General features: G+C 39.1%; 16 protein-coding genes. 1 reads left to right on the top strand and 15 read right to left on the bottom strand.

The genetic code is table 11. From position 1 onward, the window contains the following. The 7 genes from rnc to recG form a co-directional block, all read right to left on the bottom strand. A complete protein-coding gene (rnc, locus tag ACQKMI_RS08450; RefSeq protein WP_427488147.1) occupies positions 1–765 on the bottom strand; it encodes a ribonuclease III in 765 nt (254 codons plus the stop codon). A 346-nt stretch (positions 766–1,111) separates the two neighbouring features. Continuing rightward, complete coding sequence (gene acpP, locus ACQKMI_RS08445; protein ID WP_068983180.1) at positions 1,112–1,348, bottom strand: acyl carrier protein; 237 nt, start codon at positions 1,346–1,348, stop codon at positions 1,112–1,114. Positions 1,349–1,406: 58 nt separating this feature from the next. After that, positions 1,407–2,153 (bottom strand): 3-oxoacyl-[acyl-carrier-protein] reductase, encoded by a 747-nt coding sequence (gene fabG, locus ACQKMI_RS08440; protein WP_427488146.1) that lies wholly within the window; start codon positions 2,151–2,153, stop codon positions 1,407–1,409. Next, on the bottom strand, positions 2,146–3,099 hold the full coding sequence (gene fabD / locus ACQKMI_RS08435; RefSeq protein ID WP_427488145.1) for an ACP S-malonyltransferase: 954 nt from the start codon (positions 3,097–3,099) through the stop codon (positions 2,146–2,148). The genes fabG and fabD overlap by 8 nt, the downstream gene beginning before the upstream one ends. Before the next feature lie 252 nt (positions 3,100–3,351). Continuing rightward, positions 3,352–4,344: a phosphate acyltransferase PlsX gene (gene plsX, locus ACQKMI_RS08430; RefSeq protein WP_427488144.1), complete on the bottom strand. Its 993-nt coding sequence runs from the start codon at positions 4,342–4,344 to the stop codon at positions 3,352–3,354. After that, the gene (gene fapR, locus ACQKMI_RS08425) at positions 4,341–4,919 is read right to left on the bottom strand and encodes a transcription factor FapR (RefSeq protein WP_079560862.1); all 579 of its coding nucleotides are present in this window, start codon (positions 4,917–4,919) and stop codon (positions 4,341–4,343) included. The genes plsX and fapR overlap by 4 nt, the downstream gene beginning before the upstream one ends. A 129-nt stretch (positions 4,920–5,048) precedes the next feature. Further along, the gene (gene recG, locus ACQKMI_RS08420) at positions 5,049–7,094 is read right to left on the bottom strand and encodes an ATP-dependent DNA helicase RecG (RefSeq protein ID WP_427488143.1); all 2,046 of its coding nucleotides are present in this window, start codon (positions 7,092–7,094) and stop codon (positions 5,049–5,051) included. A gap of 653 nt (positions 7,095–7,747) precedes the next feature. Between recG and ACQKMI_RS08415 the strand changes: the two genes are divergently transcribed. Further along, positions 7,748–7,996 (top strand): transporter, encoded by a 249-nt coding sequence (locus ACQKMI_RS08415; protein WP_427416513.1) that lies wholly within the window; start codon positions 7,748–7,750, stop codon positions 7,994–7,996. Positions 7,997–8,135: 139 nt separating this feature from the next. Here ACQKMI_RS08415 and sdaAA read toward each other — a convergent pair whose 3' ends face one another. The 8 genes from sdaAA to ACQKMI_RS08375 all read right to left on the bottom strand — a co-directional run bounded on the left by sdaAA (position 8,136) and on the right by ACQKMI_RS08375 (position 16,692). After that, on the bottom strand, positions 8,136–9,047 hold the full coding sequence (gene sdaAA, locus ACQKMI_RS08410; protein ID WP_427488142.1) for an L-serine ammonia-lyase, iron-sulfur-dependent, subunit alpha: 912 nt from the start codon (positions 9,045–9,047) through the stop codon (positions 8,136–8,138). A gap of 14 nt (positions 9,048–9,061) precedes the next feature. Next, a complete protein-coding gene (sdaAB, locus tag ACQKMI_RS08405) occupies positions 9,062–9,724 on the bottom strand; it encodes an L-serine ammonia-lyase, iron-sulfur-dependent subunit beta (protein WP_427488141.1) in 663 nt (220 codons plus the stop codon). Between the two features lie 351 nt (positions 9,725–10,075). Beyond that, entirely contained in the window at positions 10,076–11,725 is a 1,650-nt protein-coding gene (locus tag ACQKMI_RS08400; RefSeq protein WP_427488140.1) for a DAK2 domain-containing protein, read from the bottom strand. A 16-nt stretch (positions 11,726–11,741) separates the two neighbouring features. Then, positions 11,742–12,104: an Asp23/Gls24 family envelope stress response protein gene (locus ACQKMI_RS08395; protein ID WP_427416516.1), complete on the bottom strand. Its 363-nt coding sequence runs from the start codon at positions 12,102–12,104 to the stop codon at positions 11,742–11,744. Continuing rightward, positions 12,094–12,381, bottom strand: coding sequence for a hypothetical protein (locus ACQKMI_RS08390; protein ID WP_427488139.1), 288 nt, complete (start codon positions 12,379–12,381; stop codon positions 12,094–12,096). The genes ACQKMI_RS08395 and ACQKMI_RS08390 overlap by 11 nt, the downstream gene beginning before the upstream one ends. Positions 12,382–12,484: 103 nt before the next feature. Continuing rightward, positions 12,485–14,089 carry a M20/M25/M40 family metallo-hydrolase gene (locus ACQKMI_RS08385; protein ID WP_427488138.1) on the bottom strand — a complete coding sequence of 535 codons (1,605 nt, stop codon included), beginning with the start codon at positions 14,087–14,089 and terminating at the stop codon, positions 12,485–12,487. 270 nt (positions 14,090–14,359) lie between these two features. After that, a complete protein-coding gene (locus tag ACQKMI_RS08380) occupies positions 14,360–15,772 on the bottom strand; it encodes an amino acid permease (protein WP_427488428.1) in 1,413 nt (470 codons plus the stop codon). A 158-nt stretch (positions 15,773–15,930) separates the two neighbouring features. Then, positions 15,931–16,692, bottom strand: coding sequence for a dimethylarginine dimethylaminohydrolase family protein (locus ACQKMI_RS08375; protein ID WP_427488137.1), 762 nt, complete (start codon positions 16,690–16,692; stop codon positions 15,931–15,933).

Here is a 16,692-nt window from a genome sequence, read left to right as displayed (position 1 = left end):
TTAAGCCTCCTCTTTTGCAGTGCGCTCACGCATCATACGCATTGCGCATTGCGCTGCTTGCTGCTCGGCTTCTTTTTTTGATTTCCCACGACCAATTCCAAGCTCCTGTCCATTTAACAGTACGCTCGATACAAAGGTACGGTTATGTGCTGGACCCTTTTCATCAACAATTTCATAATGAAGAAGACCGTTATTTGTTTGCTGTACCATTTCTTGCAATTGGCTTTTAAAATCCATCACATGCGAAAAAGCACCGATTTCTACTTTCGGGAATACGATTCGTTCTAAAAAGGACACAACCGTTTGTAAGCCTTGATCTAAATAAAGGGCGCCAACAAATGACTCAAATACATCTGCAAGTAGCGCTGGGCGTTCCCGTCCACCTGTTAATTCCTCACCTTTTCCGAGTAATACAAAGCGGCCAAAACCTAATTCATTTGCAAAGATAACAAGTGATGGCTCACATACTATGGATGCCCGTAGCTTCGTTAACTCACCTTCACTCATATGAGGGTATTTCTCAAAAAGGTATTTAGAAACAGACAGTTCAAGTACTGCGTCTCCTAAAAATTCAAGACGCTCATTATCCGTAAACAATTTACGGCGATGCTCATTCACATAAGATGAATGCGTGAATGCTTGATACAATAAATTTTTATTACTAAATGTGATAGTTAATTCATGCTGTAACAGCTCGAATTGATTGCGTACTTTTTCAGGAAGTACGCCCGATTTCTGCATAGTTCCTTTTCTTTTCATAGCCATTGAACAATCTGCCTTCCTAATAGTTTCTACCGTTTAAGTGTACCTTTTTCAAGGCATTTATGCAAAAGTATTTCGGCTTAAATACAATGTTTTGGAAGTTTTATCATTTAATTATTTCCCAAAATAAAAAAAAGGGACGGTCACAGTTCGCATAACGAACCATTTCGTCCCTTTTTTTTTAAATACACCTTAGCATTTTCTGCTCTTCACATGTAAGAAAAAGCAGGAGTAATTTCTGCTAAAGGCTTTAACTTTATTCAATCATAAACTTTTATTGTAAAATGACCGCAGTCATGTCAGCACCGCTAGAGGTGATTAAGTTTCTGCTAGATAAAGTTAAAACGAATTAGTTTATTTTACTTTCGATGTATGAAATTGCAGAACCTACTGTTGAGATTTTTTCAGCATCTTCATCAGAAATTTCCATATCGAATTCGTCTTCAAGCTCCATTACAAGCTCAACTACGTCTAATGAGTCAGCACCTAAATCATCACGGAAAGAAGCTTCTAGAGTTACTTCACTTTCTTCAACACCTAAACGGTCCACGATTACTTTTGTTACGCGTTCTAATACTGTAGTCAAATCATTCACCTCCCCTCAAATGATTATACAAAAAATCATTATTTATGACTAATCGAAATTACATGACCATGCCGCCATCTATATGTAACGTTTGACCAGTCATATAGTTAGCATCATCTGAAGCTAGAAAAGCTACTGCCTTTGCGATATCCTCAGGCTGCCCAAGTTTCGCTAGCGGAATTTGCGTAAGCATACCTTGCTTTAGATCTTCTGGTAGTTGTTCAGTCATTTCAGTTTCGATAAAGCCTGGTGCAATCGCGTTTACTAAAATATTACGTGATGCTAATTCCTTAGCAGTCGTTTTAGTTAACCCAATAACACCTGCTTTTGCAGCTACGTAATTAGCTTGCCCCGCATTACCAGCTACACCGACAATCGATGAAATATTAATGATACGGCCTGCACGTTGCTTCATCATTTGACGTGTTACTGCTTTTGTACAAAGGAAAACGCCTTTTAGGTTCGTATCTAGCACATCGTCCCATTCATCTTCTTTCATACGCATTAACAAGTTATCACGCGTAATACCCGCATTATTTACTAAAATATCAAGTGAGCCGAATGTTTTTACCGCTGCATCCATTAATGCTGTAACTTCCTCTGTTTTTGAAACACTTGCTTGTACAGCTATTGCCTCGCCGCCATTCTCTTGAATCGTCGCGACCACTTCTTCTGCTTTTGCCTGTGAGCCGCTGTAGTTTACGACAACTTTAGCACCCTCATTAGCAAGCTTTAATGCTATAGCACGTCCTATTCCACGTGAAGCACCAGTTACAACAGCTACTTTACCTTCTAATTTATGCATTAATTGTCCACTCCTTCGCCGCTTCTAGTACAGCCTCTAATGATGTTTCATCATAAACACAGTATGTCGTAACAGATCGATCGATTTTTTTCACTAGTCCACTTAATACTTTGCCTGGTCCACACTCAATAAAGACATCCACACCTTGTGCGATCATTTCACGCACAGATGCTTCCCACTGCACAGCGCTATATACTTGTTCTACTAGCTCATGTTGAATAGCCGGAACATCCTCTAATTCTTTCGCCATTACGTTGCCGATTACAGGAATTTGTGGAGCTGACATTGATAGATTAGCCAATGTTTCTTTTAATTTTTCAGATGATGGTCTCATTAGTTCTGAATGGAATGGACCACTAACAACTAAAGGAATTGCTCGTTTTGCACCAGCTTCCTTTGCCGCTAAGGAAGCTTTTTCAACGCCTTCCTTTGTGCCAGAAATAACGATTTGTCCTGGACAGTTTACATTCGCCACTTGAACTGGATCACCTGCCACAGATACTTTTTCAGTTACTTCATGTAATGCCTCAAGCTCCATCCCTAGAATGGCTGCCATAGCACCTTGCCCTGCAGGTACAGCTTCATTCATATAAAGCCCACGCTTATGCACAACAGACACTGCATCCTCAAACGATAGCACACCAGCGATTACTAACGCGCCATATTCCCCAAGTGAATGTCCAGCTGCATAATTTGGCACAATACCTGCTGCACGTAATTTTTCTGCAACCATCACACCTGTAGTTAGGAGTGCAGGCTGAGCATGGTAAGTCAATGTTAACTCCTCGGCTGGTCCCTCTAGCATAAGCTTAGATAGTTCAAAGCCAAGTGATTGATTTGCACGCTCGTAAAATGCTTTACTTTCTGCCGAATTCTCAATAAACTCTTGCCCCATCCCAACTACTTGAGAACCTTGGCCTGGAAAAACAAATGCTATTTTCGTCATTTCTCATTAATCCCCTTTTTTAATCAATTATGCCTCGGCATAATTGCCGCTGTCGCTTCGCTTTCGCGCAGATAAACAATGCGTCCGGAATCGGCTTTGTACTAGCACAAAGAACTCCTTTCCGATTTCGTGACATCCGCCGGAGGCTTTGGGCCAACACGATGTTGGTCACTCAGTCTTTGCCACAGGATGTGACGTTCTTAGACTGAGTTCTTCTATTTTAGCGGGTGTTTCAACACCTGCCGAAAGAAGTTAATCAATTTCTAAGTGACGTACTGTATCTGTAATCGTCGAGATGACTGTATGCTCAACCATCGTATTCGCTTGGCGAATTGCACTGTATATTGCTTTAGCATTGGATGAGCCATGCGCCTTAATCACAGGTGCTTGTAAACCAAACAAGCCTGCACCACCGTACTCTGTGTAGTCCATCTTATTTTTTAGGTCACGTAAATTATTTTTCATAAGCACTGCCGAGATTTTTGTTTTTGTTGAAGCCATAAATGCCTCTTTTAACATTGAAAATAACGCACCAGCAGTACCTTCTATCGATTTCAACACCATATTACCTGTAAAGCCGTCTGTTACAACGACGTCCGCTACCCCTTCAAGTAAATCTCGAGCTTCTACGTTACCGATAAAGTTTAAATCTGCTTCTTTTAATAAACCAAAAGCCGCCTTCGTTAGTTCATTCCCTTTTTTATCCTCAGTACCGATGTTTAACAAGCCGATACGTGGCTTTTGTAAACCGCCTACCTTTTTCGCATAAATATCGCCCATAATCGCATATTGCAATAAATGCTCAGGTCGCGCGTCTGCATTTGCTCCTAAATCAAGCATTAAAAAGCCCTTACCATCTAAAGTAGGAAGTGTAGTAGCTAGAGCAGGTCTAGCAATCCCTTCAATACGTCCCACTTTAAATAAGCCTCCTGCCATTAAAGCTCCTGTATTACCTGCTGAAAGACAAGCATCTGCCTTTCCTTCTTCAACTGCATCCATCATTCGTGCCATCGATGAATCCTTTTTACGACGAACCGCGCGTGCTGGATCGTCTGTCCCTTCGACAACTTCATCACAATGTACTACAGTTAATCGATCATGTATTTTTATAAATGGTTCAAGCTTTTCTTGCTGACCATATAATTGAATTTCTAAATTTGGAATTTGCTCTAATGCTAATAAAGCACCTTCAACAACTGATTTCGGTGCGTTGTCGCCACCCATTCCATCAAGCGCTAATTTCATTGTTGTTCACCTTTACCTTTCGTGCGGTACATATCAAATTCACCAACAAAAACTGTTTCACCGTTAACAGTGGACGTTAACTCTACTTTTGTACGATGACTTTTTTCATCACGTCCGATAACGATCGCTTTTGTAATAACACGATCTCCAGCTCTAACAGGTTTCACAAAGGAAATGTTAGAGTGTACTGTTAATGCTAGTTCGTCGTCAATAACTGCTACCGCTAATGAGTTTGCCTGCGCAAACAAATGATGTCCACGTGCGATGCCATTGCGCTGAAAAACATGTTCTTCTTTTACGTCAAAAATAGATAATGCACGATTATCCAATTCAATATCAATTATTTCTCCGATTACTTCATCAATCGGTAGTGATTTCACTTCATTTTCATAGGTTTTTGAAGCAACATCTTTAATTCGTTCTCGTAATTCTGGAATCGCTAATTCCATACGATCTAAACGAATTGTTTGGACACTAACCTGAAACTGTGTTGCTAGCTGTTCATCTGTGACGAATGGATTATCAGCTATCGTTTCGGATAATAGTCGCTGTCGCTCTTTTTTCGTTCGTCTCAACATCATTCGCCACCTTTTTAGTTGTTATTAGCACTTGGTACTAATATCAGTATATAGAGTATAAAAAAAGAATGCAAGACTTGTTTTATAAACAAGTGCTCACATTCCTAATTGAGCATTCATAATCAATTAATCGAAGCGATCCCCTTGTAAAATACCTGAATTTTCAAGCATGTCACGTAAATGTTTGTACTCATCATCATGCCAAAAAGCATCTGTTTCAATCATATCCGTCGCATCTTTTCTCGCAGTTTCAAGGATTCGATAATCGTGCACTAAATCCGCTACTTTAAAATCTGGCAAACCACTTTGTTTACGCCCAAAGAAATCCCCTGGTCCACGTAGTTCCAAATCCTTTTCAGCAAGGCGGAAGCCGTCATTTGTTTCCGTCATCGACTGCATTCGTTCTTTACCTTCATCGGATTTTGGATCAGCAAGCAACACACAATATGACTGATGTTCTCCTCGTCCAACACGCCCGCGTAGCTGATGTAGCTGAGCTAAGCCGAAGCGTTCAGCGTCATAAATAATCATAAAAGTTGCATTCGGCACGTTAACCCCAACCTCAACAACGGTTGTAGATACAAGCACATGAATAGTTCCTTCACTAAAAGCTCGCATGACAGCGTCTTTTTCATCCGAGGATAGGCGACCATGCATTAATCCGACATTGTAACGCCCATTAAAATATGCCGCAAGCTGTTCATAGATTTCCACAGCATTTTGTACATCCAGCTTGTCTGATTCCTCGATTAGCGGACAAATAGCATACGCCTGTCTGCCAGCAGCAAGCTCTAATTCTAGCTTTGACATAACAGAACCAAATTGCTCTTTTTTCATCCAATGTGTTTCAATTTGCTTACGCCCTGCTGGCATTTCATCGATCAATGAAACATCCATTTCTCCAAATGCTGTAATCGCGAGTGTACGTGGTATTGGTGTCGCCGTCATAAAGAGCACATCTGGATTTTCTCCTTTATCACGCAATATTCTACGCTGCTCAACACCAAAACGGTGCTGTTCATCTGTAATTACAAAACCAAGCTTGTAAAAAATGACATCTGGCTGAATTAGCGCATGTGTACCAATTAAAATATCTATGTCTCCATTTACCAGTTCTGCTAAAAGTAAACGACGTTCCTTCGCTTTCGTCGATCCCGATAGTAAAGCTACACGGACGCCAAATGGCTCAAACCATTCCTTCAAACTCTCAGCATGCTGCTCAGCTAAAATTTCCGTCGGTGCCATTAATGCCCCCTGAAAACCAGCAGTAATAGCCGCATATAAACATATTGCCGCAACAACAGTTTTCCCTGACCCTACATCACCTTGGAGTAATCGGTTCATACGATGTGGCTCTTTTAAATCTTTGCAAATTTCATTGACGACACGTTTTTGTGCACCCGTTAATTCATATGGTAACGATGCAATAAAGGCACGTATCTTTTGTAAATCAAACTGTATAACAGTACCGCGCTCACTGTCCTTTCGAATTTTACGTAACGCTTGAATACGTAGTTGAAAGTTTAGTAACTCTTCATAGGCAAAGCGTCTTCTAGCTTGCTTCGCATGTCCTGCATCGATAGGGAAATGAATTCCTTCAAGCCCATCCCGTATTGCAGCGAGCTTATAATCCTCTCGTAAACGTTGCGGAACAGCATCAGGTATGTCAGCACCAAACTCATCTAGCACTTGTCGCATATATTTACGAAAACGCTTTTGCGGAATCAAACCTTTTAGACTATAAACAGGTTCAAAGTCAACTTGATCGGTCTTAGGACCAAATGTTACTGACGTTCCATTAATAACTTGTCTGCCTCGGTCCCATTTACCTGTAACGGTAATAATAGCTCCTGGTACAAGCTTTTGCTTCAAGTAGCCTTGATTAAAAAAAACAACCTTCACTAAATGTCGACCTGCCAACACCGACACTTGTAATCGTGATTTATTGCGACCTAAAAACAAAACTGTTGGTTCACGTTCAACTTTACACTCAACAGTGACACGTTCATTATGTGGTGTTTGCGCCAAATCTTTTAAACGAAAATCCTCGTGTCGATGCGGAAACGTCCATAACAAATCCGCTACCGTCTCGATGCCCAATGCTTCTAAATGTCCTGCTGTTTCTTTCCCGATTCCCTTTAAATTAGTAACAGTGTTCGTTAAATCAGTCACCTTGCACGACAGCTCCCTCAAAGTTTTTCACCACAAATACTTTATCTGCAGTCATTCGTATCACCATACTATTTTTCAGCATATGAGTTTTCCCCTTTCTTAACGATTGTTTTTGGCTTTCGTTATATTGTTGCTTACGTTTAACACTTCTGATCAATTCATCCTGTGCATTTTTAATTTCAATATTATTATATAACTTTTCATTTTCACTAACATAGCAATTTAATTCATCAATAATTAGATTGCTAGATATCAGATGTGTTAATTAACCATTTTTATCCATCCTAAATAATTAGAAGGCTCTGACTCCCGCTACAATCAGTTAAGATGACAAAATAGCAACAAAAAAATCCTTTTATCGCTCCATATTAAACTTATTTATTTCTAATCAACACACCTAGATAGTTATATCTTTAAGTAGGCCCACATAAAAAGCATAAACTTTTTCACCTTTAACAAATAAAGAATCAATCACCTTGATGCCTTCTTTTGTATTTCGAGCTTCAAATAAAGCCCACCTTTAGTTGAAATACACAGCTTTACAATTTTTAAGTTTTTAATAGTCCTGTTAAATAAATGCATTAATTTTTTCTCAGCATATAATGCTGAAAAAGGAGTGAAATCGCTTGGGATATTTTCCACCTCAAGGGACAATGAGGCCACAACAACCACCACCAACCTTCAGACCATCAAAACCTCCTGTGTCCTATGTTATTGACTGTGTATATCAAAACACTTATGTATGGCTTAGAAATGGTAGAGAATTTTGGTTTTATCCTACTCGTATAGAGATGGGTGAAGTATCTGGATATAGATGGAACGGTTCCTACTGGGCATTCTACGGATTTGACGAAGGATTGATTGATGCCGTTGCCTGTTATCCTACCCCAACTCCTTACTAAAAACGCAGAAGCCTTCAGGTCAAAAACCAAAAGGTCATTTTCTTTTTAATTGGCTTACAATACGTAGCATTACCAAGAACGTATTTCTCTTTATCTCAAAAAAACACGCCTCCCCTTAGGAAAAGCGTGTTTCATATTTTTATTTTTGAAGTGACTTAATACTTTCTAAATTGCCATTATCAAAAATGGCTTTGCTAATAGCTTTACCTGTTGGTGTTGCAGCTAGGCCTCCACGTGCCGTTTCTTTTAAATTTGGACTCATAGATTGTCCAATTCGATACATTGCGCCAATCACTTCATCACATGGAATGCGACTTGTGACTCCTGCAAGTGCCATATCCGCTGCCACAAGTGAATTTGCCGCTCCCATAGCATTCCGTTTAACACAAGGAACCTCTACTAATCCAGCTACTGGGTCACAAACAAGCCCTAGCATATTTTTGAGTGTAATGGCAAATGCTTCTGAACATTGCTGTGGCGTACCACCAGCCATCTCAACAATTGCAGCCGCTGCCATACCAGCAGCTGAGCCAACCTCTGCTTGACAGCCACCAGCAGCACCAGAAATCGAAGCATTATTAGCAACAACGAAGCCAAAAGCACCTGATGTGAATAAATAACGAATCATTTGCTCACGTGTCGGATTTAGCTTGTTCTTCACTGCAAACAGTGTCCCTGGCACAACTCCAGCCGAGCCTGCAGTTGGGGTAGCACAAATTGTACCCATAGCCGCATTAACTTCATTTGTCGCAACTGCTTTACTTACCGCGTCTAGTAATAAATCTCCCGACAATGAATTTCCTTGTGCAATGTAATTCTGAAGCAATACTGCGTCACCGCCTGTTAGACCCGTTACAGATTTAACACCCTTCAAGCCTCTTTCAATAGCTTCCTCCATCACCGTTAAATTATTGTCCATTTGCTGTATAATTTCTTCCCTAGTGCGTCCAGTTATTAACATTTCCTGCTCTATCATAATTTCAGAAATTAGTTTTCCTTCTTGCTCCGCTCGTTCAACTAGTTCACGAACATTATGAAACAATACGTCCATATCGGGACACCTCCTTAGTTATTAATTTTAGAAACCTTCGAAATATGTGGTATTAAAGAAATTTGTTGTAATACTTTATCCTCGATGTTTTGATCGATTTCTATCACCATAAGGGCTGTTAAACCACGTTCAATACGAGAAACTTCCATATGCCCAATATTGACCGCATGCATCGCTAAACAATTTGCCACATTGGCAATACAGCCAGCACGATCATCATGGACAACAAGAATTGCTGGCATGCCACCTGTTAGACGCAGCTTGAAGCCATTAACCTCACTGACTTCAATTTTACCACCACCGATAGAAATACCAACAACGGACATCTCTCCTTCATCATCGCCAATCACAAGGCGAGCTGTATTCGGATGCTCCATATTTGCTGTTTCTGGGATAAACTCATATTCTAAGCCTGCCTTTTCTGCATCGGCAAAAGCTGTTTTAATCCGCTCATCGAATGTATCGTAATTTAATAGGCCACCTACTAAAGCTACATCTGTTCCATGTCCTTTATACGTTTCCGCAAATGAACCATATAAGTGTATTTTCGCCCACTTTGGTTGTCTTCCAAATAAATCTCTAGCAACACGTCCAATTCGTGCGGCACCTGCCGTATGAGATGAAGAAGGCCCAATCATCACTGGTCCAATAATATCAAATACTGAAGTAAACTTCATAATAACACCCCTTTATTCTATATATATAATAATAATTCTTTTTACTTATATCATGCTTGATAGTTACTATAAAAGTAAAGCACTTCTTTATCAACTTTCAGAAAATTTACACGACTATAATTTACACAATGGAAATATTGATTAACTTTTGTCTATTCCGTATACACACTGATTTCAAAATGCCGATATCCCAGTATTTTCAAGTATCTTGTCCTCTGGATACATACATTAAATCATTTATTTTTAGCTAATTTATACCGTTTATTATCCCCTATTCTCCTCGTACCATAAACAAAAGCAGTACACGACTTGTGCACTGCTTTGTCTACTTATACTAAAAGTAGCATCGGATTATTCTACTGAAATAATATACGGATATAATCCTTGTTTACCATTAAATAACTCTACTTCAACCTCTGGATAATTCGCTTCAATAAATTTCACTAATTCCGAGGCATTTTCTTCCGTTGTATCTTCACCATAAATGACTGTTACAATTTCTGCATCTCCATCCACTAAATCAGTAATTACCTTCTCAGCTGCATCTTTTAATGCCGGAGTAGATAATACAATTTTACCTTCTGCAAGAGCCATGAAATCGTCCTTATGAATTTCCACACCATCAATAGATGTATCTCGAACTGCATAAGTTACTTGACCTGTTTTAACATTTGCATAAGCTTCTGTCATTGTTGCTTGGTTCATTTCAACTGTCGCCTCTGGGTTAAACGATAGAATCGCTGCCATACCTTGAGGGATTGTTTTCGTTGGAACTACAGCCGCTTCTATATCTAAAAGCTCTACTGCTTGTTCTGCTGCCATGACGATATTTTTGTTATTCGGTAAAATTAATACTTTTTCAGCACCAATTTCTTGTACCGCCTTCACAATATCTTCAGTTGAAGGGTTCATTGTTTGACCGCCTTCAATAACATAAGAAGCACCAATTGAACGAAGTAATTCAGCAACTCCCTCGCCCATTGCAATCGTTACAATTGCATATGGATGCTTTTCTGCTTTTTTGGCTGGAGAAGGTGCTTTATGATCCTCACCAACAATGGCAGAATGCTGTTCACGCATATTGTCGACCTTAATTTTAATAAGGCTACCATATTTTTGACCCATTGCTAAAACAGAGCCTGGTTGCTCAGAATGAATATGCACTTTTGCAATCTCTTCATCTGAAATAACAAGTAAAGAATCACCTAGAGGGTTTAATTCATTACGGAATTGTTCCTCGCTAAACGGCTCTTTTCCTTCTTCAAAACGTACCATGATTTCTGTACAATACCCGAACTCAATATCCACAGTATTCATGAAATCTTGTGCTCTATGGTGCTCTGCATTAATTAAATCATCTAAAGTTGCTTCATTTTTCACCGGTAATGGCTCACCTTTTAAGGATGCTAAAAATCCTTCATACACAAATAATAGACCCTGGCCGCCACTATCTACAACACCTACTTCTTTTAGAACAGGTAAAAGCTCAGGTGTACGCTCTAATGAAGCCTGTGCTTCAGCAGTAAATGCTTCCATCACTGCAATGATATCGGTTTCAGTTTCTGCCACTTCCACGCCTTTTTTCGCCGCTTCACGTGCAACTGTTAAAATCGTTCCTTCAACCGGCTTCATTACTGCTTTATAGGCAGTTTCAACGCCAGCTTGGAAAGCACCTGCTAAGCCCTTGGCATCAATTGTCGCTTCTTTTTCAATAAATTTACCAAAGCCACGGAATAACTGCGATAAAATAACGCCAGAATTCCCGCGTGCTCCCATAAGTAAACCTTTTGATAAAGCTTGGGATGTTTTGCCGATATGTTCTGAGACATATTGCTCTGTTTCCTTTGCACCAGATGTCATCGATAAGTTCATATTCGTTCCTGTATCACCATCTGGTACTGGAAATACATTTAATGAATCAACATAATTTGCATTTTGGAATAGGTGATGGGCACCCATTTGCACCATTTCTGCAAACTTTATTCCGTCTAAAGACTGCATTCGATTTAGTTCCTCCTTAATCATTCGCTACACGAACGCCCTGTACAAAGATATTGACAGATTTTACGCTCATACCTAATGTTTTATCTACTGTATATTTCACTTTCGATTGTACTTGGTAAGCAACTTCCGAAATTTTTGTCCCGTAACTAACAATAATGTACATATCGATATGTAAATCGTCGTCCTTTTTTCGAATTACAACACCTTTTGCAAAATTTTCTTTACGTAAAATATCAGTTAGACCATCACGAATTTGATGTTTAGATGCCATGCCAACAATACCGTAGCACTCTACAGCAGCGCCACCAGCTATTTGTGCAAGTACATCAGTTGAAATATCAATTTGGCCGAATTCATTGTTTAACTCAATTGACATAGAAATGCCCCCTTGGCTCTTTTTGACTAAATGATATTGTAACACTTTCGTTATACATTAAGCAACCTTGGAAGGCATGAAAGCGCACTGTACCAACGTTTTTCTGACATTTTAAAGGTAAACATACATCTTCATCGAAATTTCCACTTTTGCTGTAAAAGTTGTTACGAGCTTTTTGCTTTGCTGTGTATAACGCTTGATCAGCTATTGAAGTAGTTGATTTGCCGACCTTTATATAATAAGACACCTTAATTTCATGAACATAATCGTTTTTCAACAACATGAAAAGCCGATACTTTTTTATAGCATCAGCTTTTACATTTTTCTTTATAAAACCAACAATAAGTCGTGCTTCCCTATTCAACTTCCTATTCCTTAAATTAAAATAGGCTTTTAATAAGCGTATCAATCATCACTGGCATTTCCTTAAATGCACTATCCACATGTAGTCTTTCCGTCTTTTGGTGAGCATCCTTCCCAAACGGTCCAACATTTAAAACCGGGCCCTGTAATGCTGACATTGCTTCAAACGGAATACTATACGTGTCTCCCCATACAGGTGTGTTGCGTTCGAATGCTATCCATTCATTAGAGTTATCCGAATAATTGACATAGCTCAAATCACAAATTCCATTAAAATAGTGAATTTGCTCCACTTCAATAGTAAATGTTTGGGCTGTTTTCTTCATCAATTCAATTGATTGTATAACAAGAGGATCATTGGATGAATTGATTGCCGGATAGTAAGGTGGTGCATATAACAACACTGTCGCTGGTGATAGTTCCTGGCAACGAATCATTAGCTGATCTACAATGCGAATAGATTTCTCTCGATCATCCCATGCGCTATTTTCAAGAACTTGGCTTTTAATTAATTTTACTTCCTCGGCACCTAATTTATTCATCACATACTCTAAAAGTGCCTCATATCGAAGTACGTTTACTTCACCTACGCCTTGTACCTTTTCTCGCTCACAAATTCGCTTATATTGTTCATTACAAGCTGACATCGCTTCCAATGCAACTTGTTCAAAAATATCCATTACTTGCGATGCTGTGCGCTTTAATAAAAACACATTGTAAAGGGCTGCTGCACGATATGGTGTTTGTGTAGAATACTCCATTTTCAAATCTTTTAATTGTAAGGATACAGGTAATGGTGTACTTTCGCCGAGATCTGTCTCACGGAAAATCGGATTCCACTCCATATGCTGCGTCATATACGAAGCAATAAAATTTGCGGTCATTCCTTTTAATGGCTCACCCACATGTGTCTCTTTTCCGTAAAATAAGGCAGCAGGCATAATTTTACCGATAGTTCCTGAATAAATATATTCATTGGTATCAGCTGGTCCTTGTGAAAAAGAAGGCTCACTATTTAGAAATAGTTTATAAGTGAGTCCGTGCTGTTGGCGAAGTCTAACAAGCTCTACAACTGCTGCACGCATCCCAGCAGAATTCACTTCTTCATCTGGCACTGCCGTTAAAATAAGATTGATGGGCCATTCTTCGATACTTGCCTTTTCAATCAACTGCATATGCAAAGCAAGTCCCATTTTCATATCCATCGTCCCACGGCCAAATAAATAGTTGCCTGTTTCCAAATCAATTCTTGCCGCTTCAGGTAAATCCTTTTTGTATTTAGGTTCCATTAGCTTTTTTGTCAGCTCTTCAGGGTAAAAGGCTAATGGTTCCAGCTCGCCATATTCTTCAGTATGGACCGTATCAAAATGACTAATTAACACAACTGTTTCTGTTGCAGTTGGGTGCCTATACAAGGCAGTCACAGCATTGCGTTCAAGGCCCGCATCATGTAATTCAATAAATTCCGGGTTTTCCCGAAAATAAGAAAGCGTTTGTAATTTAGTTTTTAATTTATAGGCAAATTCATGTTCACCTTTAGTTAATGTCCTACTTTCCCAACTGACAATTTCACATAATAATGCACGTAGCTTTTCAGGCGTATTCCAAAGATAAACATTCATAAAAATTCTCCTTCATTTTCTCAAATCAATTACAATTTCATTTCAATGTATATCAAATGATTCCTCATTTTTCACTTCAATTTCATCACCAAAAGTTGAGATGACATTTTATAAAACGTATACCATGTATATAAGTTGATTGGAGTGGAGACTGGGCGACTCCTTGGGGATTAGCGTCACAGATGAGACCCTGGAGCGAGCAACGCGAGTGAAGCGGCTCATCGGACGCCCCCAGGAAAGCGCCCAGTCGGAACGGAAATCAACTACACGTTATGGTGATGAGTTAACCTCAGAAGAAACTGTAGTAGTTTTACTCAATTTCAATTTATAGAAAATCATGCAAGCAATAAAGAATCCAATTCCATATAACAAGCCAACTCTTTGTGTTGGATCGAATGCTAAAAAGACAAGAATTAGCATACAAAAAATAATACAGAACACCGGAATCAACGGATAAAATGGCGTTTTAAATTTCAAATTAGCCACATCCCCTCCTGCTTTCACATAACGATACCGGAACATCAATTGAGATGCGCAAATTCCCATCCATGAAATTGTTACAGAAATTCCTGCAATAGACATGAGTAAAACAAATACTGCATCTGCTTCCATCACGCTCGTCAATAAAGAAAGCAGCGAGAAAAGCATCGTAAAAATGAGTGCATTGAGTGGCACTTTATTTTTCGTTAGTCGTCCAAATAGTTTAGGCGCCATTCCCTCTTTTGACATCGACCATAATAAACGTGTGGACGCATATAGACACGAGTTACCTACTGATAATATCGCCGTTAAAATAACAAAGTTCATAATACCAGCTGCATATGGAACACCAGCTAAATTCATCAATGTGACAAATGGACTTTCCAGTAGTCCAAGCTCCGATGAAGGGAATATCGCAGATAAAACAATAATAGAAGCAATATAGAAAACAATAATCCTAAAAAGAATTGTCTTTATTGCCCGAGGAATATTTTTTTCTGGATTTTCAGTTTCTCCTGCAGCAATACCAACAAGTTCAGAACCTTGATAAGAAAAGATAACATTCATCATTGTGACAAATATGATTGAAATACCTGCCGGTAATAAACCAGTCGGTGCTAAATTCGTAAAGTGTGGTGTAGGACGATCAGCTAACGGAATCAACCCAAAGATCGCCGCCACCCCTATAACGATAAATGCAATCACTGCAATAACTTTAATACTTGCAAACCAGAATTCTGCTTCTGCAAAGCCTCTAGTTGTTAATGCATTTAAAGTAAATAACAGGGCCATAAATATTGCACACCAAATCCAAATAGGGACATTGGGGAACCAATGCTGCATCAAAATTCCCGCTGCTGTAAATTCTACCCCCGCTGTGGCAGCTGACCCGACAAAATACATCCATCCTAAAGAAAACCCTGCTGAAGGACTGATAAAACGTGTTGCATAGGTTTGGAAAGAACCAGTTACAGGCATATAAACCGCTAATTCTCCAAGACAATTCATAACCATGTACAATATTAAGCCACCAAATAAATAACCAATTAATGCCCCTCCAGGACCTGCCTGATTAATTGTAAAGCCAACATTTAAAAATAGTCCTGTTCCAATAACTCCTCCGAGCGATAGCATTAATAAATGCCGACTCTTCATCGAACGGTTTAATTGATGATCTTGCCGTTGTTCCCCTTTACTCAACATCCATCCCCACTCTCTAGCTGTTATTAATATATTGAATGTTCTGATATTAAAACCTACTAAAGTACCCAATCAATTTATCCTATTTAACTTCTTTCAGCGGGTGTCACGAAAATTTTGCCAAGGCATCCTTGATATTGATTGGGTATTTTTTCATTGAACTAAAAACGCAGTGACAAACAACTTAGCCCACCATCATGTTTTCTAAATTCAGACATTTCAAGCTCAATTGTTTGGTAGCCTAGATCGTTTAATTTACGATTTGTTTCTGGATAGCCTGCTGGAATAATGACATAATCATTAACTTGAATACAGTTTGCTGAATACTCATCCTCTTTTGGAATAATAATTTTTTCATAGGATTCGAATGCAGGGTGATCGATAAACTCACCTGCTACTACGATACGATTTTCTCCAACATATGCGATGCCCGTTTTTAAATGGAAAAATTCCTTTAACGGAACAATCGTTGCCTCATAGCCTTCTTTTTCTACGATTTCTTTAAATTGTCGAGCCCCTTCTTCATTAGTACGATCAGAGATACCGACATAAAATTTCTTTTCTGCCTGCAATACATCTCCGCCATCAAGTGTTCCTGGGCCTTCAATATAATATAATTTTTCATAGAACTTTTTAACAGCCGGTACGATTTCCTCAATCTCGCGATTACGAGCTTCGGCTCCTGGATTTGAAATAATGGCAAATTCAGGTGTTAAAACTGCCGTATCCTCTACGAACGTTGAATCTGGAAAGGCTTCATTCGCTCGAAGCTGTGTAACCTCCACTCCACATCTCTTTAAGGCTTCAACATATTTTTCATGCTGTTCAAATAATTTTTCTAACATCGGTTTTCCTAAGTCACTAGTCGTTAAACCATTTACATAACTATTTCCTGGGTTTTTTACAATAACATTTTTAAACAT

The sequence above is a fragment of the Lysinibacillus sp. NPDC097214 genome (assembly GCF_050277945.1).
In the GTDB taxonomy this organism is placed as follows: Bacteria; Bacillota; Bacilli; order Bacillales_A; family Planococcaceae; genus Lysinibacillus; species Lysinibacillus xylanilyticus_B.
This window is presented reverse-complemented; position numbering and strand designations above follow the sequence as displayed.